This window comes from Micromonospora humi (assembly GCF_900090105.1).
Classification (GTDB): Bacteria; Actinomycetota; Actinomycetes; order Mycobacteriales; family Micromonosporaceae; genus Micromonospora; species Micromonospora humi.
This window is the reverse complement of the sequence record NZ_FMDM01000014.1, coordinates 133,736-152,611: the sequence shown is the minus strand read 5'-3', so window position 1 is coordinate 152,611 and position 18,876 is coordinate 133,736. Positions and strand designations below refer to the sequence as shown.

Sequence of the window (18,876 nt, the reverse complement as noted above, 5' to 3'; positions counted from 1 at the left end):
CCTTCACGTCAGGTCCACGCAGACGTTGGTCAGTTCGGAGTAGAACGCCAGCGAGTGCACGCCGCCCTCGCGCCCCACACCCGACGCCTTCACCCCGCCGAACGGGGTACGCAGGTCGCGCAGGAACCAGGTGTTGACCCAGACGATGCCGGCGTCCAGCCGCACCCCGGCCCGGTGCGCCCGGCCCACGTCCCGGGTCCAGACCGTCGCCGCCAGGCCGTAGTCGGTGCCGTTGGCCAGCGCGTACGCCTCGTCCTCGTCGTCGAACGGCGCCACGTGCACCACCGGGCCGAAGATCTCCTCGCGGTTGGTGCGGGCGTCCGGCCCGAGCCCGGTGAGCACCGTCGGCTGCACGTACGCGCCGCCGTCGCGGGCGTCGCCGAACCGGGGTGTCCCGCCACCGGCGCGCACCTCGGCGCCCTCGGTGCGGGCCAGCGCGTAGTGGCCGAGCACCTTGTCCCGGTGGGCGTGCGAGATCAGCGGCATGTTCGCCGTCGCCTCGTCGGCCGGCCAGCCGTACGCCAGCTCGTCGGCGCGCTCGGCCAGCCGCGCGGTGAACTCCTCGAACACCGGCCGCTGCACGTAGATCCGCTCGGTGCAGAGGCACACCTGGCCGCCGTTGGTGAAGCTGGACCGCACCGACCCGGCGACCGCCGCGTCCAGGTCGGCGTCGGCGAAGACCAGGCCGGCGTTCTTGCCCCCCAGCTCGAAGCTGACCGCCTTCACCCCGTCGGCGGCGGCGCGCATGATCGCGCCGCCGGTGGCCGACTCGCCGGTGAACGTGATCGCGTCCACGTCCGGGTGCCGGGTCAGGTGCTCGCCGGCCGAGCCGGGGCCGAACCCGTGCACCAGGTTGAACACGCCGTCGGGCACGCCGGCCGCGGCCATCACCTCGGCCAGCAGGGTGGCCGACGCCGGCGTCTCCTCGCTGGGCTTCACCACGACCGCGTTGCCGCAGGCCAGCGCCGGGGCGACCTTCCAGGTGAGCAGCAGCAGCGGCAGGTTCCACGGCACGATGACGGCGACCACACCGACCGGCTTGCGGACCGCGTAGTTCAGCGCCCGGCCCCCGGTCGGGGTGACCGTGGTGAACGACTCGGTCGGCGCGGTCGCCACGATCTCGGCGAACGCCCGGAAGTTGGCCGCGCCGCGCGGAATGTCCAGCGTGCGGGCCTGCGAGATGGCCTTGCCGGTGTCCGCGACCTCGGCCGCCACCAGGTCGTCGAAGCGGCGTTCCAACTCGTCGGCGACCCGGCGCAGCGCCTCGGCGCGGTCCCGCTCCCCCATCCGGCCCCACGGGCCGCGCAGCGCCGCCCGGCCGGCGGCCACCGCGTCGTCCACCGTGGACCGCGACGCCTCGACCACCTCGAAGACCGGTTCGCCGGTGACCGGGCTGCGCTTGGTGAACCGGTCACCGGCGTCGACGAACGCGCCGCCGACGAAGTTGCGCAGCAGGCCGGGCCCGTCCGGCGCGTGCCCGGTCATCAGCCGGGGGTCCCAGAGCGTCACCGTCGCCCCCTCAGCGCCGCGCCGACGCCGGCGGCCAGCAGCGCCACCGCGCCGGCCGCGACCGCGCCGAGGGTCGCGTACTGGCGGCGGACCCGGCGGCGCACCTCGGCGTACGGGGTGGTGGAGAACGACACCAGCTCGTACTGGGAGACGTAGCGGCCGGGCAGCGCCCGCTCCAGCGCGTGCTCGACCGTCTTGCGGGTGCGGAACACCGGGGAGGCGACCTTGTCCCGCATCTCCACGAAGTTGGCCAGCGCCATCCGGGCGATCGCCTCGGCGTCGTCCTGCCGGCGGCGCTGGAACAGCGGCAGCGCGGCGGCCCACTCGTCGTCACACTCGTCGAGGCAGCGGTCCAGCTCGACCACGTCCTCGAACGCGCAGTTCGCGCCCTGGCCGTAGAACGGCACGATGGCGTGCGCGGCGTCGCCGAGCAGGCCGACCGTGCCGGCCACCTGCCACGGCGTGCAGCGCACCGTGCCGAGCACGCCCACCGGGTTGTGCTGGTAGTCGTCGACCAGGTTCGGCGCCAGCGGGACCAGGTCCGGGTAGTGGGTGGCGAAGAACCGTTCGATCGCCGCCGGGCTGCTCAACGACGCGAAGCTGCTCCTGCCGTGGGTGGGCCAGAACAGCGTGCAGGTGAACGAGCGGTCCGGGTTCGGCAGCGCGATCATCATCGAGGTGCCGCGCGGCCAGATGTGCAGCGCGCCCGGGTCCAGGGCGAACTCCCCGCCGATCGGCGGGATGGTCAGCTCCCTGTAGCCGTAGTCGAGGAAGTCCAGGCTCTCGGTCAGGCCCCCGTACGCCAGCAGTTGCCCGCGCACCGCGGAGCCGGCGCCGTCGGCGCCGAGGACGACCGACGCGGTGGCGGTGACCTTGCCCTGCGGGGTCTCGAACGTCATCTCCCCGCCGACCGGGTCGAGGCCGACCAGCCGGTGGTCGAACGCGACCCGCACGCCGGGCAGCGCGGTGGCGGCGTCGAGCAGCGCGTTGTTCAGTGCGCCCCGGCTGATCGAGTTGATCGCCCGGTCCCCGGAGACGCTGTACGACTGGAACTGCGGCTGACCCTCGACCGGGTGGATCATCCGGCCGCGCATCGGCAGCGCGTCCGTCATCACCTGCTCGTCCAGGCCGATCCGGCGCAGCGCGTCCAGGCCGCGTTCGGAGAGCGCGAGGTTGATCGAGCGGCCCCGCTCGACGGTGCCGGCGCGGGGGTCGCCCCGCCGCTCGTAGAGCGCGACCGGGTAGCCGCGCCGGGCCAGGAAGCAGGCCAGCAGGCAGCCGGCCAACCCGGCACCGACCACCGCGATCTCGTCGCGTTCCGTCACGACTCCTCCTTCGCAACCGTGGCGGCCAGCGCCTCGGCGACCCGCCAGCAGTCGTGGTACGTCGAGTAGAGCGGCACCGGGGCGAACCGGACGATGTCCGGTTCCCGGGCGTCGGCGAGCACGCCGTGCTCGTGCCGCAGCCGCTTGGTCAGCTCGTTCGCGCTTCCCGTGCCGATGCGGACGGAGAGCTGGCAGCCGCGCCGGGCGGGGTCGCGCGGCGTGACCACGGTCAGCGGCCGGCCGGGCGTCACCTCGTCGAGCAGCCGCTCCAGCCAGCCGGTGAGCCGCAGGCTGCGTGCGCGCAGCGCCGGCATGCCGACGGCGTCGAACAGCTCCAGCGAGGTCCGCACCGGGCCCATCGCGAAGATCGGCGGGTTGGAGATCTGCCACGCCTCCACGGTGGCCGGTGGGCGGGACACCGGCGTCATCTCGAACCGGGTGGCCGCCTCGGTGCTCCACCAGCCCTCGAAGCGGGGCAGCGCGGGATCGCCGAGGTGGCGCTCGTGGACGAAGACGCCGCCGAGCGCGCCCGGGCCGGAGTTCAGGTACTTGTAGGAGCACCAGGCGGCGAAGTCGACGTCCCAGTCGTGCAGCGCCAGCGGCACGTTGCCGGCCGCGTGCGCCAGGTCCCAGCCGACCACCGCGCCGGCGGCCCGCCCGGCGGCGGTGATCGCCGGGATGTCCATCAGCTCGCCGGTCAGGTAGTTGACGCCGCCGAGCAGCAGCAGCGCCACCGTGTGCCCCTCGGCCGCCAGGAAGTCGGTGACGTCGGCCGTGCGGAGGGTGTCCTCGCCCGGGCGCGGCCTGAGCCGCACCACCGTGGCGTCCGGGTCGAGGCCGTGGAAGCGGGCCTGGCTGCGCACCGCGTAGCTGTCCGAGGGGAACGCGCTGTCCTCGATGACGATCCGGGTGCGCCCGCCCGCCGGGCGGTAGAAGCTGACCATCAGCAGGTGCAGGTTGACCGTCAACGAGTTCATCACCACGGTCTCGGTGGGCAGCGCGCCGACCAGCCGCGCGGCCGGCGCGGTCAGCAGCTCGTGGTACGGCAGCCAGGGCCGCTCCGCCTCCAGGTGCCCCTCGACGCCCAGCCGGCGCCAGGCGTCCAGGTCGGCGACGAGTTCGTCGGCGGTGGCCCGGGGTTGCAGGCCCAGCGAGTTGCCGGCCAGGTACGCCACGTCGGGGTGCCGGCCGCCCTCGGCCGGCGGCACGTGGAACAGGTGCCGGTGGCCGGGGTCGGCGGCGTCGAGCCGGTGGGCTTCGCTCTCGGGGGTGATCATCGATTGTTCTCCGGTCACATCGCGGTACGGGCCGACCACAGCTCCGGGAAGACCACCCGGGCCATGCTGCGCTGCAACCATGCCAGGCCGGCCGAACCGCCGCTGCCGACCTTCGCGCCCATGGTGCGCTGCACCGCCTTGACGTGGTTCCACCGCCAGTCGCCGAACCGCTCGGCGACCTCGGTCAACGCGTCGCCGAGCATCCGCAGGTGGTTGTCCGGCCCGCCGTCGCCGTAGACGCGCACCCAGGCCGCCTCGACCGCCGGGTGCGACTCGTGCTCGGCCGCCACGTCCCGCTCCAGCAACTCGGCCGGGAGGGCGAAGCCGCGGCGGGCGAGCAGCGCGACCACGTCGTCCCAGAGGCTCGGCGTGGCGAGCGCGGCGGTCAGCTCGGCGTGCACGTCGGTCTGCCGGCGGAACGGGCGGATCAGCGCCGGGTCGCGGAGGCCGAGCAGGAACTCCAACTGCCGGTACATGGCCGACTGGAAGCCGGAGCCCTCGCCGAGGCGGTCGCGGAAGCGGTTGAAGTCGGCCGGGGTCATCCACCGCAGCCCCTGCCAGGCCGCGTTGAGGCCCTCGAGGTGCAGGGCGGCGCGGCGCAGCGGCGGCAACGCCTCCCAGACCCGGTTGGCCCGCAGCTCCCGCTGGGCGTGCCGCAGCTCGTGGCAGGTGAGCTTGAAGTACAGCTCCATGATCTGGCTGACCATCAGGAAGGACATCTCGCCCGGGTCCTCGCTGAGCGGCTGCTGGAGCCGGTGCAGCGTGCTGGCGTGGACGTACGCGTCGTAGGGGACGCGCTCGGCGAACTCCAGCGTCGGCTCGCCGCCGTTGCGGGCCGCCCGGGCCGCCCGCTGCTGCCCGGTGACCGGGCGCACCGCCGTCGTGTGTTCCACCGTGTTCTCCGTCCGTGCGCGGGGTAGACGCCATGATCCCGCCGGTGGACGCGCGGATGGAATGCCTGTTCAACGGCGGTAAGGTGGGTTCACTTCACGAACTGAAAGCATCTCGGGTCACCGACTTCACGGAAGAAAGGTCGCCGCGTGGACGACATGGACTGGGCGCTGCTGCGCGAGCTCCAATCCGACGCCCGGCTCTCCTACAGCGAGCTGTCCCGCCGGGTGCACCTGTCGCCGCCCGCGGTCGCCGAACGGGTGCGGCGGCTGGAGGAGTCGGGGGTGATCACCGGCTACCACGCGCACGTGGACCTGACCCGGGCCGGGCGGACCGTGCTCGCGCTGATCCGGATGTCCTGCTACGGCACCCGGTGCATCCTCAACGACCCGGACGTGGCGCGCTGGCCGCAGATCATGGAGATCCACCGGATCACCGGCGACGCGTGCAGCATGCTCAAGGTCGCCGCCGCGTCGATGGGCGAGTTCGAGGCGGTCATCGACCGCCTGGCCCCCTACGGCCAGCCCGCCAGCACCATGGTCCTCTCCACCCCGCTCGCCTGGCATCCGGTGGAGAAAGGAGGGGCCCCCGCTTAACGCCTCCGGTATAGGAGGGGGCCCCTGTTAACCGCCCCGCTGACCGGGAAGGCAGGCCCCGCTGCCCATCAGCAGGTCCGGTGCGACGTCGCACCGGGAGGGGGGAACCATGCGAGGGCTCCTGTCACATCGCGCACTGTCGTCCGTACTGGGCCTGCTCGGCCTGGTCGCGGCGTTCGTCCTGACCACGGCCCTGCCGGCCCGGGCCGGCGAGAACGTGTTCATCGAGGTGACGCCGAACAGCGTCCAGGCCGGCTCCCGGGTGAGCCTCCGGGCCGGCTGCGACAACAACAACGACCGTCAGGCGCAGGTCACCTCGGACGCGTTCGGCCGGGTGACGCTGCGCTCGAACAACGGCTTCCTGACCGGCTCGGTCACCGTGCCCGGCAACAAGGCGCCCGGCGACTACCCGGTGAACCTGGACTGCGCCAACGGCGCCACCGCCTCGACCATGCTCACCGTGCTGAACATGTCGCAGCCGAGCAAGGGCCCGGCGACCGGCGGCGGGGGCACCGCGACCGGTGGCCGGGGCGCCGGCTCGCTGCTGCTGGTCGGCGGCCTGGTGGCGGTGGCCGTGGTGGCCGGCGTGGGCGCCCGCCGCAAGACCGGTGGCCGCGTCTGAGGGGGTCCGGCCATGGCCCGCTCACCGCGCCGACCTGGCGCCGGCCGGCGGAACCGACCGCCGGCGGACCGGACCGGACGGCTCCGGGCCGCGCTGCGGCTGGCCTCGGCGGCCGCGCGCCGGTTCGGCCACGCCGCCGGGCACGCGTTCTCGGCCAGCGTCACCACGGCGGACCCGCAGGCCCGCCCGGTCGCGGCCCGCCCCGCCACGGCCACCACCCGGCGGTACGCCCCGAGGCGCGGTCCCGGGGTCCCGGTGCTGGTGGTGGCCGCCCTGATGGCGATGATCGTGGCCATGCTCGGGGTGGAGCGGGTGACCGGGGCGAGCGTGCTGCCGGACCGGATCGTCGCCGGCCTGCGCCCGCCGCCGAAGAAGTTCCCGGTGCTGCCGGCCAGCCCGCCGACCGACCTGACCATCGGCAAGCTCGACCTGCGGGCGCCGGTGCACCGGGTGGGCATCGCGCCCGACGGCAGCATCGCGGTACCGGACGTCGGCCGCGCCGGCGAGGTCGGGTGGTACGACCAGGGCCCGACCCCCGGCCAGTACGGCCCGGCGGTGCTCGTCGGGCACGTCGACACCACCACCGGACCGGCCGTCTTCCACGGGCTGCGGGAACTCGACGACGGCGACCGGATCGAGGTGACCCGGCAGGACCACTCGGTGGCGGTCTTCGAGGTGACGTCGATCGAGCGGTACGGCAAGGAGAAACTGCCCGTGCAGGAGGTCTACGGGGACTTCAGTCGCCCCGCCCTGCGGCTGATCACCTGTGGCGGGCGGTGGGTGGGCGGCGAGACCGGCTACGCGGACAACCTGGTCGTCTACGCCTCGCTGGTGAAGGCGCGCTGAGCGACCAGCCCCGTCAGGCCGCCTCGGGCTCGGGCTCGCGCAGGTCGAGCCAGTCCGCCCAGCGTGGGTCGGGGGCCCGGTGGCCCAGCACCCGCCAGGCGTTGCCCTTCGGCGCCACCGGTGGGTGGTGCAGGCGCCAGCCCAGCTCGGCCGGGGTCTTGTCGCCCTTGGTGTGGTTGCAGCGGGCGCAGGCGGCGACCACGTTCTCCCAGGCGTGCCGGCCGCCCCGGCTGCGCGGGAAGACGTGGTCGATGGTTTCCGCCGGCCCCCGGCAGTAGGCGCAGCGCCATCCGTCGCGGGCGAAGATCGCCCGGCGGGAGAGCCCCACGTGGGTGCGGTAGGGCACCCGGACGTAGCGGGTCAGCCGCACCACCGAGGGGATCGGGAGGGTGTTGCGCGCGCTGTGCAGGATGCCCTCGCCGTCGGCCACGCAGACCGCCTTGGCGGAGAGCACGAGGATGGCGGCACGACGCACCGACACGACGCACAGGGGCTCGTAGGTGGCGTTGAGAACGAGCGCACCGGAGCCCGCCGTGGGTCGTATGTCAGGCATCGCGGTCACCCTCCCGGTCCAGCCGCTCCCGCCGCCGCAGGTGCCGGGACCGCCGGCGCGCGGCGCGGCACGGCCCTGGCGCCGGCCGGGATCACCGACGTCCGTTGGGCCAATAGTCCCTGATCGCGCCCCGGAATGCACGCACTAATCCGGGGTACCCCCTTCGGGGCTGACCCCGGCGTGCCAGGATGACCGGTTCCGCCCGGGATGATCGTCGACCCGGCGGCCGCCGCCGGGGCGGGTCCGTGCGGCCCGACGGCGCCCGGTGCGGTACGAAAGCACGGTGAACGTCTCCGACCTGATCACCGCGCTGCTGTCCGCGCTCTCCGACCGGCGCCCCGACTGCCAGGGCAGCAGTTCCTGCGAGTTCCTCTACCGGCTCACCGGCTCCGCCTGGTTCGCCGAGAGCAGCTACTGGGTCCTGCTCAAGCCGCTGCGGGTGGCCCTGATCCTGCTGATCGCCGTGGCCGCCCGCTGGGCGGTGCACCGGACCATCAACCGGCTGGTGCGCACCACCACGCAGGGCGCGGTGCCGACCATGCTCCGCCCGCTGCGCGAGCGGATCCCCAGCGCCACGCTCGAACCGGAGCAGTTCGTGCCCGAGCGGCGGCGCCAGCGGGCCGAGGCGATCGGGTCGGTGCTGCGCAGTCTCGTCACCGCGTTCGTCTTCGGCATCGCGCTGCTGATGGTGCTCAAGGAGTTCAGCTTCGACCTGGCTCCGCTGCTGGCCAGCGCCGGCATCGCCGGCGTGGCGCTCGGCTTCGGCGCGCAGAGCCTGGTCAAGGACCTGATCGCCGGCCTGTTCATGCTGATCGAGGACCAGTACGGCGTGGGCGACACGGTCGACCTCGGCGAGGCGACAGGCGTGGTGGAGGCGGTGGGCCTGCGGGTGACCACGGTGCGCGACGGCCGGGGCGTGCTCTGGTACATCCGCAACGGCGAGATCGTCCGGGTCGGCAACAAGAGCCAGGGCTGGGCGCTGGTCGTGGTGGACCTGCCGATCGGCTTCGCCGGCACCGAGGAGGCCACCGCCGTGCTGCGGACCGCGGCGGCGTCGGTGGCGCTGGACCCGGAGTTGGCGTCGAAGATCGTGGAGGAGCCGGAGGTGCTCGGTGTCGAGCAGGTGACGGTCGACGGTTCGGTGATCCGTACCGTGGTCAAGACCACCGCCGACGGGCAGTTCGCGGTCGGCCGTGAGCTGCGCCGACGGCTCGCGGAAGCGCTGGAGAACTCCGGGATCACCGCGCAGATCGCCGCGGCCCGGCTCTATCCCGGGCTGCCGCCGCAGCCGTCGCCGCCGCCACGCGGCGAGGGAACGGGCACCGGCGGGGCCACCTGAGGCCGGACGATTTCGGGGGTCGCGCGTCGCGCGGCCCCTCGGGTATCGTCCGTTCGTTCAGTCGGAGATGCGACGATCAATCCGTTCGCCCTAGTCAGTTGTCAGACGATCGGGCAGAATCCGGTGAACACCCTCCACCGGGGAGTGTGTTCGTGTCCTCGCCGATCGGTTGATCTGACGACGGTTCCCGGTCCGGCCATCACAAGTGGCCGACCCGGAACGATGGAGGCGACGGTGTCCGACCAGCGGCCCGCCCAGGAGAGCCCGGCCACCTTCCGCGACGTCTTCGGTCAGTCGGAGTTCCGGGCGCTCTTCGCGGCGAACGTGCTGTCCTGGGTCGGCGACTACCTCGCCAAGGCCGCGGTCACCGTGCTCGTCCTGCGCGAGACCCAGTCGGTCGCGCTCTCCGCCGCCGCCTTCGCGGCCAGTTACCTGCCCTGGCTGATCGGTGGCCCGCTGCTCTCGGCGCTCGCCGAGCGGCACCGCTACCGCCGGGTGATGGTGTTCTGCGACCTGATCCGGATGGCGCTGATGGTGCTCGTCGCCATGCCGTTCATGCCACCCTGGTCGATCCTCACCCTGATCTTCGTGGCCACGTTGGCGAATCCGCCGAGCCAGGCGGCACGCTCGGCGCTGATGCCGCACATCCTCGGCGGCGACCGGCTGGTGGTGGGCCTCACCGTCTCCACCAGCGCGGCGCAGGCCGCCCAGGTCGTCGGCTACCTGGCCGGCGCGGCCATCGCGGTGCTGAACCCGAGCACCGCCCTGCTGATCAACGCGGGCACGTTCGCCCTGTCGGCGGCGCTGGTCCGGTTCGGCCTGCGGGACCGGCCCCCGGCGATGACCGAGGCGCACCGCAGTCACCTGCTGCGGGAGACCGCCCAGGGCTTCCGGATGGTCTTCGAGCGGCCGGTGCTGCGGGCCATCGCGGTGCTGGTGTTCAGCGCCATGCTCTTCTCGATCGTCCCCGAGGGGCTCGCCGCCGGCTGGGCCGCCGACCGGACCGGCGGCGGCATGGACGCCGGCACCGCCCAGGCGGTCATCATGGCCGCCAACCCGGTGGGCTACGTCCTCGGCGGCCTGGTGATCGCCCGACTGACCGGCCCGGCCCGTCGGCTGACCCTGATGCCCGTGCTGGCGGTGCTCGCGCCGGCGGTGCTCGTACCCTCGCTCCTCAACCCGCCGCCGGCCGTGGTGGCGCTGCTGGCCGGCGCGTGCGGCTTCGCGGTCGGCGGGCTCGTCCCGGTCGCCAACGGCCTCTTCGTGCAGGCGCTGCCGGACGGCTACCGGGCCCGGGCGTTCGGGGTGATGGCGAGCGGCACCCAGATCATCCAGGGCGCCTCGGTGCTGGCCACCGGCGCGCTGGCGGAGCGGTTCGGCATCCCGACGGTGGTCGGCCTCTGGAGCGCGGCCGGGGTGGTCCTCATGCTGGCCACGGCGATCACCTGGCCCCGCCCGGCGACGATCGAGGCGGCCGTCGAGAGCGCCCGCGCCGAGTCGGCCGCCGGGAACGCGCACGCGCCGCAGCGGGGGCCGGGGGCGGGTGAGCGGGGGCGGGAGCACGGCCGGCACCGGCACGCGGTGACGTGACGCGCGACGCCCGGCGGGCGGGCGCGGGTGCCGGGTCGCACCTGGCAGGATGGAAACGTGACTTCCCCAGGCGAGTCGATGACGCTGTTCGAGGCGATCGGCGGTGAGCCCGCCTTCCGCAAGCTGGTGGACGAGTTCTACGCCGGCGTCGCCGACGACCCGCTGCTGCGGCCGATGTATCCGGAGGAGGACCTGGGCCCGGCGGCGGACCGGCTGACCCTCTTCCTGATCCAATACTGGGGCGGCCCGCGGACCTACTCCGACCAGCGCGGGCACCCGCGCCTGCGGATGCGCCACGCCCCGTTCCGGATCGGCGCCGCCGAGCGGGACGCCTGGCTGCGTCACATGCGGCAGGCGGTGGACGCGCTGGACCTGCCGCCGCAGCTCGCCGTCGCACTCTGGGACTACCTGGAGCGGGCCGCGTACTTCATGGTGAACGCGGAGGACGACCCGGCCGCCGGCTGACCGGTGGCCCGGCGCGGGCTCAGAGCAGGGCGCCCTCGTCGTGCAGCCAGTCGACGAACGTGGTGGCCACCGCGGCGCCGCAGTCGAGCATCTCGACCAGGAGCGCGTCGTGGGCGCCGGCGCCGAGCGGCACCTGCAGCTCGGCGTAGATCGGCAGTTGGCCACGCTCGGTCGGGTCGCCGATGTAGGCCTTGCAGAACCGCCGGGTGTGGTTCCACTCGTTGACCACCCGGTAGGCCCGGTCGGCCCAGTCCGGCGGCACTGTCGCGTGTGGACGGGCCCGCATCACCAGGATCTCGTCCTCCGGACCCTCCAGCGCGACCAGCACGGCGTGCCGCTCCCACATGGCCAGCAGGTTGCCGTCGCCGTCGGCCAGGTAACGCACGTCGAGCAGGTCGAGCGCGTCGCAGACCCGGCGCAGGGTGACCGGGGCGACAGTGGCCGGCATGTCGGCGATGACCGGCCGCTCGGGCGCGGACGCCGCGTCGTCACCTGGCTGGCGCGGGGTCGGTGGCCCGACCCGGACGCTGTCGTCCACTGTGGTCCCGCTTCGAGTCTCCGGATCGCCGCCACCGGCGGGACCGGGGCGCCATGACCACCACGGCATCGCTCGCGCACCTCACTCCCCAGCGGATCCAGCCGCCTACGGTGCGTTGGATCCGAGGATGGACGGTACCCGGACAGCCGGCAGGAGGCACCCCCCCAACGACCGCCCCGGCCCGGAAGAACGATGCCGGGTCATCCGTTCGGGTGAGTTCGAGTAGGCGTGAGTGCAAGGTCCGCGACGGTCCGCGACCATGCCGCCCCGTACGGCCCGACCAGGCCGACCCAACGGCCGGCCACCCGCACCTGAACGTCGCCGACGCCCGGGCCGACGAAGCCCATCCGGACCACGCCCTGCACCAGCCGCTGCGACACCTCCACCGGGGCCGCCGGCGCGTCGTCCGGGGTCACCACCACCGCGACGTGGTCCAGCAGCGCGTCCCGCAGCACCCGCTGGCCGACCGCCCGACCGCCCACCCCGTGGGTGGCCGCCTCACGCAGCGTGCCGGCCGCCGCGTCCGCGATCCGGCGCAGCTCCGCGCCGGGGAGCACCTCGACCGGCCGGCTGGCCGGCGGTGGCAGCGGCCAGCGCCAGCCGTCGTCGCGACGGCGGGGCAACGCCGCCCCGGCGGCGGAGAGTTCGGCCAGCAGCTCCCCCGCGGCGACCGTGACGTCACCGGGCGCCGCGCCGGGCACGGTGCGCACCACGAGCACCCCCCAGGGCAGGTGGGCCCAGAGGGCGGTCCGGCCGACGCCGGGCACCGGCCGGAGCCGGACCAGCACGGCCGGGTCCAGCCGGACCAGCCGGGCGAGGAAGGCCCCGGCGTCGGCCACCCCGGCCAGCCCGTGCCCGACCACCGGCCCGGTCACCCGGCCAACCCCGGGGCGTAGCGCAGCAGGAACGCCCGCTCGTCGGCCGAGATCCGGCGCGGCCGCTGGACGGACAGGTCGAACGGCACCAGCACCGAGCGGGCGGTGCCGGCCAGCGCGTCGCCGTCGTACAGCTCGTAGGCGACCGAGAAGGACGCGGCCCGGATCTCGTCCACCCAGAGCTCGATCCGCACGCTCGGTGCCGCCTCCGCGCTGGCCCGGCCGAGCGCGTAGTCGACCGGGCGCAGGTAGTCGACCTCGTGCCGGCGGATGACCACCCCGTCGACGAACGAGCCCACCCCCCACGCCCGGCCGCCGGCGAACATCATCGCCACCCGGGCCTCCTCGTAGAGGGTGAGGAAGCGGGCGTTGTTGACGTGGCCGTACGCGTCCAGGTCGGACCAGCGCAACGCGCAGTGGTAGACGAACCGATCAGTCACGGGTGAGCTTGCGGTAGGTCACCCGGTGCGGGCGGGCCGCCTCCGCGCCGAGCCGGTCGATCTTGTTCTTCTCGTACGCCTCGAAGTTGCCCTCGAACCAGAACCACTTCGACGGCTCCTCCTCGGTGCCCTCCCAGGCGAGGATGTGCGTGGCCACCCGGTCCAGGAACATCCGGTCGTGGGAGATGACCACGGCGCAGCCAGGGAACTCCAACAGCGCGTTCTCAAGGCTGGAGAGCGTCTCCACGTCCAGGTCGTTGGTCGGCTCGTCGAGCAGGATGACGTTGCCGCCGATCTTCAGCGTCAGCGCCAGGTTGAGCCGGTTCCGCTCGCCGCCGGAGAGCACCTTGGTCGGCTTCTGCTGGTCCGGCCCCTTGAAGCCGAACGCGGCGATGTACGCCCGGGACGGCATCTCGACCTTGCCCACCATGAGGTGGTCCAGCCCGTCGGAGACGACCTCCCAGACGGTCTTGTCACCGTCGAGACCCTGGCGGTTCTGGTCGACGTACGACAGGGAGACCGTCGGGCCGACCTTCACGTCGCCACCGGTCGGCTGCTCCAGCCCGACGATGGTCTTGAACAGCGTGGTCTTGCCGACGCCGTTCGGGCCGATGATGCCGACGATGCCGTTGCGCGGCAGCGAGAAGGACAGGTCGTCGATCAGCACCCGGTCGCCGAAGCCCTTGGTCAGGTCGTGCGCCTCGATGACGGTGCTGCCCAGCCGCGGGCCCGGCGGGATCTGGATCTCCTCGAAGTCCAGCTTGCGGGTCTTCTCCGCCTCGGCGGCCATCTCGTCGTACCGGTCGAGGCGGGCCTTGGACTTGGTCTGCCGGGCCTTGGCGTTGGAGCGGACCCACTCCAGCTCGTCGGAGAGGCGCTTCTTCATCTTGGCGTCGCGGCGACCCTCGACGGCCAGCCGGGCGGCCTTCTTCTCCAGGTAGGTGGAGTAGTTGCCCTCGTACGGGTAGGCCCGGCCGCGGTCCAGCTCCAGGATCCAGTTCGCCACGTTGTCCAGGAAGTACCGGTCGTGGGTGATGGCGATGACGGTGCCGGCGTACTTGGCCAGGTGCTGCTCCAGCCACTGCACGCTCTCCGCGTCCAGGTGGTTGGTGGGCTCGTCGAGCAGCAGCAGGTCGGGCGCCTCCAGCAGCAGCTTGCACAGCGCGACCCGGCGGCGCTCACCACCGGAGAGCTTGGTGACGTCGGCGTCCGGCGGCGGGCAGCGCAGCGCGTCCATGGCCAGTTCGAGCTTGGAGTCGATGTCCCAGGCGTCGGCGTTGTCCAGTTCCTCCTGGAGCCGACCCATCTCCTCCATCAGCTCGTCGGAGTAGTCGGTGGCCATCTGCTCGGCGATGGCGTTGAAGCGGTCCAGCTTCGTCTTGATCTCCGCGACCGCCTCCTCGACGTTGCCGAGGACCGTCTTGCTGTCGTTGAGCGGGGGCTCCTGGGCGAGCATGCCGACGGTGAAGCCGGGCATCAGCCGGGCCTCGCCGTTGCTCGGCTGGTCCCACCCTGCCATGATCTTGAGGAGGCTGGACTTACCGGCGCCGTTCGGGCCGACCACACCGATCTTGGCCCCCGGCAGGAAGTTCAGCGTCACGTTGTCGAGCACGACCTTGTCGCCGTGCGCCTTGCGCGCCTTCTCCAGGACGTAGATGAACTGGGCCACGGTGCGGGCTACCTCCGTCGGTTGCGATCGCGGGCTTGCGGGTGCGGGGCGCGGGCTTCGACCTCCGCCCGCCGCCGCGGGCCGGGAGCCGGCCGCGCACACCGCCGTCAATCCTGACAGGTACGGGCGGCCGCGCCCACATCACCCCACCCCAGCACCGGTACGGCGGGCCGCGCACCCACCCGGCCACCGGTGTCGACAAGATCACGGGGAGGATTCGGCGCTTTCCGGGCGGGTAGAGGAGTCCGGCACGGGGGATCAGACGCCGCAGCTACGCTCAGTACGCTCATCGCGGTGGACCCGTCAGTACCCGGAGGTGGCCGATCGTGACCGTCCGCAGCTCCTTTGTCGTTGTGGCCAACCGACTGCCGGTCGACGAGGTGAGCACACCCGAGGGGCGGCAGTGGCGACGCAGCCCGGGCGGCCTGGTGACCGCGCTGCACCCGGTGCTCGCCGAACACCAGGGCACCTGGGTCGGCTGGGCCGGTGGCACCGGCGCCGCACCCGAGCCGTTCGACCTGGAGGGGATCCGGCTGCACCCGGTGCCGTTGAGCGCCGAGGAGCTGGAGCGCTACTACGAGGGCCAGTCCAACGCGACGATCTGGCCGCTCTACCACGACGCGGTGGAGACACCCGCCTACAAGCGGCGCTGGCGCGAGGCGTACCGCCTGGTCAACGCCCGGTTCGCGGAGGCCGCGGCGGACGTGGCGGCCGAGGGCGCCACGGTCTGGGTGCAGGACTACCAGCTCCAGCTCGTCCCGGCGATGCTGCGCGAGCTGCGTCCCGACCTCAAGATCGGGTTCTTCCTGCACATCCCGTTCCCGCCGATCGAGCTGTTCATGCAGATGCCGTTCCGCGCCGAGATCCTGCGCGGCCTGCTCGGCGCGGACCTGGTCGGTTTCCAGCAGCGACTGGCGGCGCAGAACTTCGTCCGGCTGGCCCGGCACCTGCTCGGCCTGCGCTACGAGGGGCAGATGATCCAGGTCGACGGCCGGCAGGTGAAGGCCGGCGCGTTCCCCATCTCGATCGAGACCCGGGAGATGGAGCGGCTGGCCGAGGACCCGGCGATCCAGGCCCGGGCCAAGCAGATCCGCGAGGAGCTGGGCAACCCGAAGACGATCATCCTGGGCGTCGACCGGCTCGACTACACCAAGGGCATCGAACTCCGGCTCAAGGCCTTCCGCGAACTCCTCGCTGACGGAAAGTTGACAGTTCCGGACGCGGTTATGGTGCAGGTCGCCACGCCCAGCCGTGAGCGTGTGGAGCACTACCAGGCACTTCGGGTGAAGGTGGAACGCGAGGTTGGCCGGATCAATGGTGAATTCGGCCGGGTCGGCGTGCCGGCGGTGCATTATCTGCATCAGTCGTACAGTCGCTCCGAACTGGCCGCGATGTACGTCGCGGCCGACGTGATGATGGTGACCCCGCTGCGAGACGGAATGAATCTGGTGGCCAAGGAGTACGTCGCATCGCGCGCCGACCAGGGCGGCGCGCTCGTGCTCAGTGAGTTCGCCGGCGCCGCCACCGAGCTGCGCCAGGCGTTCCTGTGTAATCCGCACGACCCGGACGCGGTGAAGGACGCGTTGCTGCGGGCCGTGCACGTCGAGAAGCCCGAAGCCCGCCGCCGGATGCGCGTCATGCAGCGCCATCTGCGCAGCCACGACGTGGGCCACTGGGCCAAGTCGTTCCTCAGCGAGCTCGGCGTCCCCGATACGGAGGCTGCGTGACCTCGCCCGCCGCCGCCACCTCACCCGGTGGCGTGCTCGACCCGGAACTGCGCGCCGCGATCGGCCGCATCGCCCGGATCCCCCAGCTCCTCGTCGCCTGCGACTACGACGGCACACTGGCGCCGATCGTCGAGGACCCGACCAAGGCCGTGCCGCTGCCCGAGTCGGTGGCCGCGATCCGCGCGCTGGCCTCGCTGCCGCAGACGAGCGTCGCGGTGGTCTCCGGCCGCGCGCTGCGCGACCTGGCCACGCTCTCCCGGCTGCCGAGCGAGGTGCACCTGGTCGGCAGCCACGGCTCGGAGTTCGACATCGGCTTCGTCGAACGGCTCAGCCCGGAGCTGATCGCGGTCCGGCACCGGCTCCGCCAGGAGCTGCGGGACATCGCCGCCGCGCACCCCGGGGTCCGGCTGGAACGCAAGCCGGCCAGCGTGGCCGTGCACACCCGCGGGGTCGACCCGCAGGTGGCCGCCGCGGCCGTGGAGGCGGTCCGCAACGGGCCCGCCACCTGGGACGACGTCACCGTCACCCAGGGCAAGGAGGTCATCGAGCTGTCGGTGGTGGCCACCCACAAGGGCACCGCCGTCGACCAGCTCCGCACCCAGCTCGCCGCCGGCGCGGTGCTCTTCATCGGTGACGACGTCACCGACGAGAACGCGTTCGGCAACCTCCAGGGGCCGGACGTCGGCATCAAGATCGGCCCCGGCGAGACCCAGGCCGACTACCGGGTGGCCGAGCCGATCGAGGCGGCCCGGGCGCTGGGCCTGCTGCTGGAGACCCGGCGGCACTGGCTCTTCGGCGAGCGGGCGGTGCCGATCGAGCGGCACTCGATGCTCGCCAACGGCCGTACCGTCGCGCTGGTCACCCCGGAAGCGAAGATCACCTGGCTGTGCCACCCGAAGCCGGACTCGGCGGCGATCTTCGCCGACCTGGTCGGCGGCAGCCCGGCCGGGCACTTCACCGTCGGCCCGGAGCGCGGCGGCATCCCGCTCGGCCAGCGCTACCGCAGCAACACCATGACGGTGGAGACCCGCTGGTCCGGCCTGACCGTCACCGACTGGCTGGACCTGCCGGTCCGGCAGACCACGCCGGACGACCCGGCCGTGGTCAGCGGCGACTCGACCCTGGTCCGGGTGCTCAGCGGCACCGGGCGGGCCCGCGTCGAGTTCGCGCCGCGACCGGAGTTCGGCCAGGTGGCGGTGCAGCTCCAGCCGCTCGACGACGGGTTGCTCGTGCTCGGCTCCAACGAGCCGGTCGCGCTGCACTCCCCCGGCGTCGAGTGGGAGGTCACCAACGACGCCGGGTACGAGACCGCGAAGGCCGTGGTGGACCTGTCGGCCCTCGGCGGGCAGGTGGTGCTGGAGCTGCGCTTCGGCACCCAGAGCCTGGAGCCGCACCGGGTGCCGGTGCACGAGCGGCAGGCCGCCGCCGAGCAGCCCTGGAAGGACTGGGTGGCCTCGCTGCGGCTGCCCACCACCGCCCGGGACCTGGTCGCCCGCAGCGCGCTGACCCTGCGCGGGCTCACCCACGAGCCGACCGGCTCGATCCTCGCCGCGGCCACCACGTCGCTGCCCGAGGAGTTGGGCGGGGTCCGCAACTGGGACTACCGCTACTGCTGGCTGCGGGACGCGGCGATGACCGCGCGCTCGCTCGTCGACCTCGGCTCCACCGAGGAGGCCGAGGGGCTGCTGCGCTGGATCGACGGCGTGGTGGAACGCACCGGCGGGCACCCGGAGCGGCTGCACCCGCTCTACACCGTCGACGGTTTCGAGCTGGGCGCCGAGGCGGTCATCGACACGCTGCCCGGCTATGCCGGCTCCCGGCCGGTCCGGGTCGGCAACCTCGCCAACCACCAGCTCCAGCTCGACGTCTTCGGCCCGGTGGCCGACCTGATCGCCGCGGTGGCCGACGCCCGGGGCTCGGTCCGCGACGACGAGTGGCGGGTGCTGGAGAACATGGTCGAGGCGGTGCGCCGCCGCTGGCACGAGCCCGACCACGGCATCTGGGAGGCCCGCCTCCCACCCCGGCACCACGTCTTCTCCAAGGTCATGCTCTGGATGACCGTCGACCGGGCGCTGCACGTGGTGCGCCAGCACGGCGGCGAGGACCGGCCGGAGTGGGTCGACCTGCGCGACCGGATCGGCGCCAACGTGCTGGAGCACGGCTGGCACCCGGAGGCCGAGGCCTACAGCGTCGCGTACGGGCACGACGAGATGGACGCCTCGTCGCTCTGGATCGGCCTGTCCGGGCTGCTCCCCGGCGACGATCCGCGCTTCCTCTCCACCGTGCTCAAGATCGAGGCGGACCTGCGCAGCGGCCCGGTGGTCTACCGCTACCACTGGGACGACGGCCTGCCCGGTCGGGAGGGTGGCTTCCACATCTGCACGGCGTGGCTGATCGAGGCGTACCTGCGCACCGGCCGCCGCACCGACGCGGAGGAGCTGTTCACCCAGATGGTCGACACGGCCGGCCCCACCGGCCTGCTCCCGGAGCAGTACGACCCGCTGGCCGAGCGGGGCCTGGGCAACCACCCCCAGGCGTACAGCCACCTGGGCCTGATCCGCTGCGCCCTGCTCCTGGACAACATGCTCAAGCAGTAACCCGACCCCCACGACGC

General features: G+C 73.1%; 17 protein-coding genes. 8 read left to right on the top strand and 9 right to left on the bottom strand.

Annotated elements, in window-relative coordinates; genetic code table 11:
• Positions 1-3: 3 nt before the first annotated feature.
• From GA0070213_RS24510 to GA0070213_RS24495, 4 genes are read right to left on the bottom strand one after another with little or no spacing between them, the layout of a single operon-like run.
• On the bottom strand, positions 4-1,485 hold the full coding sequence (locus tag GA0070213_RS24510) for a 2-hydroxymuconic semialdehyde dehydrogenase (RefSeq protein ID WP_091069646.1): 1,482 nt from the start codon (positions 1,483-1,485) through the stop codon (positions 4-6).
• 20 nt (positions 1,486-1,505) lie between these two features.
• Entirely contained in the window at positions 1,506-2,834 is a 1,329-nt protein-coding gene (locus GA0070213_RS24505) for an FAD-dependent oxidoreductase (protein WP_091069531.1), read from the bottom strand.
• Positions 2,831-4,111 (bottom strand): kynureninase, encoded by a 1,281-nt coding sequence (gene kynU / locus GA0070213_RS24500; protein WP_091069528.1) that lies wholly within the window; start codon positions 4,109-4,111, stop codon positions 2,831-2,833. Before kynU ends, GA0070213_RS24505 begins: the two co-directional genes overlap by 4 nt.
• Positions 4,112-4,125: 14 nt before the next feature.
• Positions 4,126-5,004, bottom strand: a complete 879-nt coding sequence (locus tag GA0070213_RS24495) for a tryptophan 2,3-dioxygenase (RefSeq protein ID WP_091069526.1) — start codon at positions 5,002-5,004, stop codon at positions 4,126-4,128.
• A 147-nt stretch (positions 5,005-5,151) separates the two neighbouring features.
• On the opposite strand from GA0070213_RS24495, the gene GA0070213_RS24490 reads away from it, so the two are divergent.
• From GA0070213_RS24490 to GA0070213_RS24480, 3 genes are all read left to right on the top strand, one after another.
• Entirely contained in the window at positions 5,152-5,598 is a 447-nt protein-coding gene (locus GA0070213_RS24490; protein ID WP_091069523.1) for an Lrp/AsnC family transcriptional regulator, read from the top strand.
• A gap of 109 nt (positions 5,599-5,707) precedes the next feature.
• Positions 5,708-6,220, top strand: coding sequence for a hypothetical protein (locus GA0070213_RS24485; protein ID WP_091069520.1), 513 nt, complete (start codon positions 5,708-5,710; stop codon positions 6,218-6,220).
• Between the two features lie 12 nt (positions 6,221-6,232).
• Entirely contained in the window at positions 6,233-7,066 is an 834-nt protein-coding gene (locus tag GA0070213_RS24480) for a class F sortase (RefSeq protein WP_091069517.1), read from the top strand.
• Positions 7,067-7,079: 13 nt separating this feature from the next.
• On the opposite strand, the gene GA0070213_RS24475 is transcribed toward GA0070213_RS24480, so the two are convergent.
• Positions 7,080-7,619, bottom strand: coding sequence for an HNH endonuclease (locus GA0070213_RS24475; RefSeq protein WP_091069643.1), 540 nt, complete (start codon positions 7,617-7,619; stop codon positions 7,080-7,082).
• A 310-nt stretch (positions 7,620-7,929) separates the two neighbouring features.
• Between GA0070213_RS24475 and GA0070213_RS24470 the strand changes: the two genes are divergently transcribed.
• The 3 genes from GA0070213_RS24470 to GA0070213_RS24460 all read left to right on the top strand — a co-directional run bounded on the left by GA0070213_RS24470 (position 7,930) and on the right by GA0070213_RS24460 (position 11,013).
• Entirely contained in the window at positions 7,930-8,958 is a 1,029-nt protein-coding gene (locus GA0070213_RS24470) for a mechanosensitive ion channel family protein (RefSeq protein ID WP_245716537.1), read from the top strand.
• Between the two features lie 222 nt (positions 8,959-9,180).
• Positions 9,181-10,548 (top strand): MFS transporter, encoded by a 1,368-nt coding sequence (locus tag GA0070213_RS24465; protein WP_175441470.1) that lies wholly within the window; start codon positions 9,181-9,183, stop codon positions 10,546-10,548.
• A 78-nt stretch (positions 10,549-10,626) separates the two neighbouring features.
• Complete coding sequence (locus GA0070213_RS24460) at positions 10,627-11,013, top strand: globin (protein ID WP_175441477.1); 387 nt, start codon at positions 10,627-10,629, stop codon at positions 11,011-11,013.
• Positions 11,014-11,032: 19 nt separating this feature from the next.
• Here the strand turns inward: GA0070213_RS24460 and GA0070213_RS24455 are convergent, their stop codons facing one another.
• The 4 genes from GA0070213_RS24455 to ettA form a co-directional block, all read right to left on the bottom strand.
• Positions 11,033-11,620 carry a type III secretion system chaperone family protein gene (locus tag GA0070213_RS24455; RefSeq protein WP_091069510.1) on the bottom strand — a complete coding sequence of 196 codons (588 nt, stop codon included), beginning with the start codon at positions 11,618-11,620 and terminating at the stop codon, positions 11,033-11,035.
• A 131-nt stretch (positions 11,621-11,751) separates the two neighbouring features.
• The gene (locus GA0070213_RS24450) at positions 11,752-12,426 is read right to left on the bottom strand and encodes a DUF8185 domain-containing protein (RefSeq protein ID WP_425412860.1); all 675 of its coding nucleotides are present in this window, start codon (positions 12,424-12,426) and stop codon (positions 11,752-11,754) included.
• Positions 12,423-12,866, bottom strand: a complete 444-nt coding sequence (locus tag GA0070213_RS24445; RefSeq protein ID WP_091069507.1) for an acyl-CoA thioesterase — start codon at positions 12,864-12,866, stop codon at positions 12,423-12,425. The genes GA0070213_RS24450 and GA0070213_RS24445 overlap by 4 nt, the downstream gene beginning before the upstream one ends.
• Positions 12,859-14,535, bottom strand: a complete 1,677-nt coding sequence (gene ettA / locus GA0070213_RS24440; RefSeq protein WP_091069504.1) for an energy-dependent translational throttle protein EttA — start codon at positions 14,533-14,535, stop codon at positions 12,859-12,861. Before ettA ends, GA0070213_RS24445 begins: the two co-directional genes overlap by 8 nt.
• 326 nt (positions 14,536-14,861) lie before the next feature.
• On the opposite strand from ettA, the gene GA0070213_RS24435 reads away from it, so the two are divergent.
• A complete protein-coding gene (locus tag GA0070213_RS24435) occupies positions 14,862-16,262 on the top strand; it encodes an alpha,alpha-trehalose-phosphate synthase (UDP-forming) (protein WP_091069502.1) in 1,401 nt (466 codons plus the stop codon).
• On the top strand, positions 16,259-18,859 hold the full coding sequence (gene otsB, locus GA0070213_RS24430; protein ID WP_091069500.1) for a trehalose-phosphatase: 2,601 nt from the start codon (positions 16,259-16,261) through the stop codon (positions 18,857-18,859). The genes GA0070213_RS24435 and otsB overlap by 4 nt, the downstream gene beginning before the upstream one ends.
• The last annotated feature ends 17 nt before the right edge of the window (positions 18,860-18,876 follow it).

Excerpts from the sequence above, each read along its gene's own strand:
- GA0070213_RS24510 (WP_091069646.1), bottom strand. The coding sequence starts at position 1,485 with ATGACCGGGCACGCGCCGGACGGGCCCGGCCTGCTGCGCAACTTCGTC.
- kynU (WP_091069528.1), bottom strand. The coding sequence starts at position 4,111 with ATGATCACCCCCGAGAGCGAAGCCCACCGGCTCGACGCCGCCGACCCC.
- GA0070213_RS24485 (WP_091069520.1), top strand. The coding sequence starts at position 5,708 with ATGCGAGGGCTCCTGTCACATCGCGCACTGTCGTCCGTACTGGGCCTG.
- GA0070213_RS24480 (WP_091069517.1), top strand. The coding sequence starts at position 6,233 with ATGGCCCGCTCACCGCGCCGACCTGGCGCCGGCCGGCGGAACCGACCG.
- GA0070213_RS24475 (WP_091069643.1), bottom strand. The coding sequence starts at position 7,619 with ATGCCTGACATACGACCCACGGCGGGCTCCGGTGCGCTCGTTCTCAAC.
- GA0070213_RS24465 (WP_175441470.1), top strand. The coding sequence starts at position 9,181 with ATGGAGGCGACGGTGTCCGACCAGCGGCCCGCCCAGGAGAGCCCGGCC.
- GA0070213_RS24460 (WP_175441477.1), top strand. The coding sequence starts at position 10,627 with ATGACGCTGTTCGAGGCGATCGGCGGTGAGCCCGCCTTCCGCAAGCTG.
- GA0070213_RS24455 (WP_091069510.1), bottom strand. The coding sequence starts at position 11,620 with ATGCCGTGGTGGTCATGGCGCCCCGGTCCCGCCGGTGGCGGCGATCCG.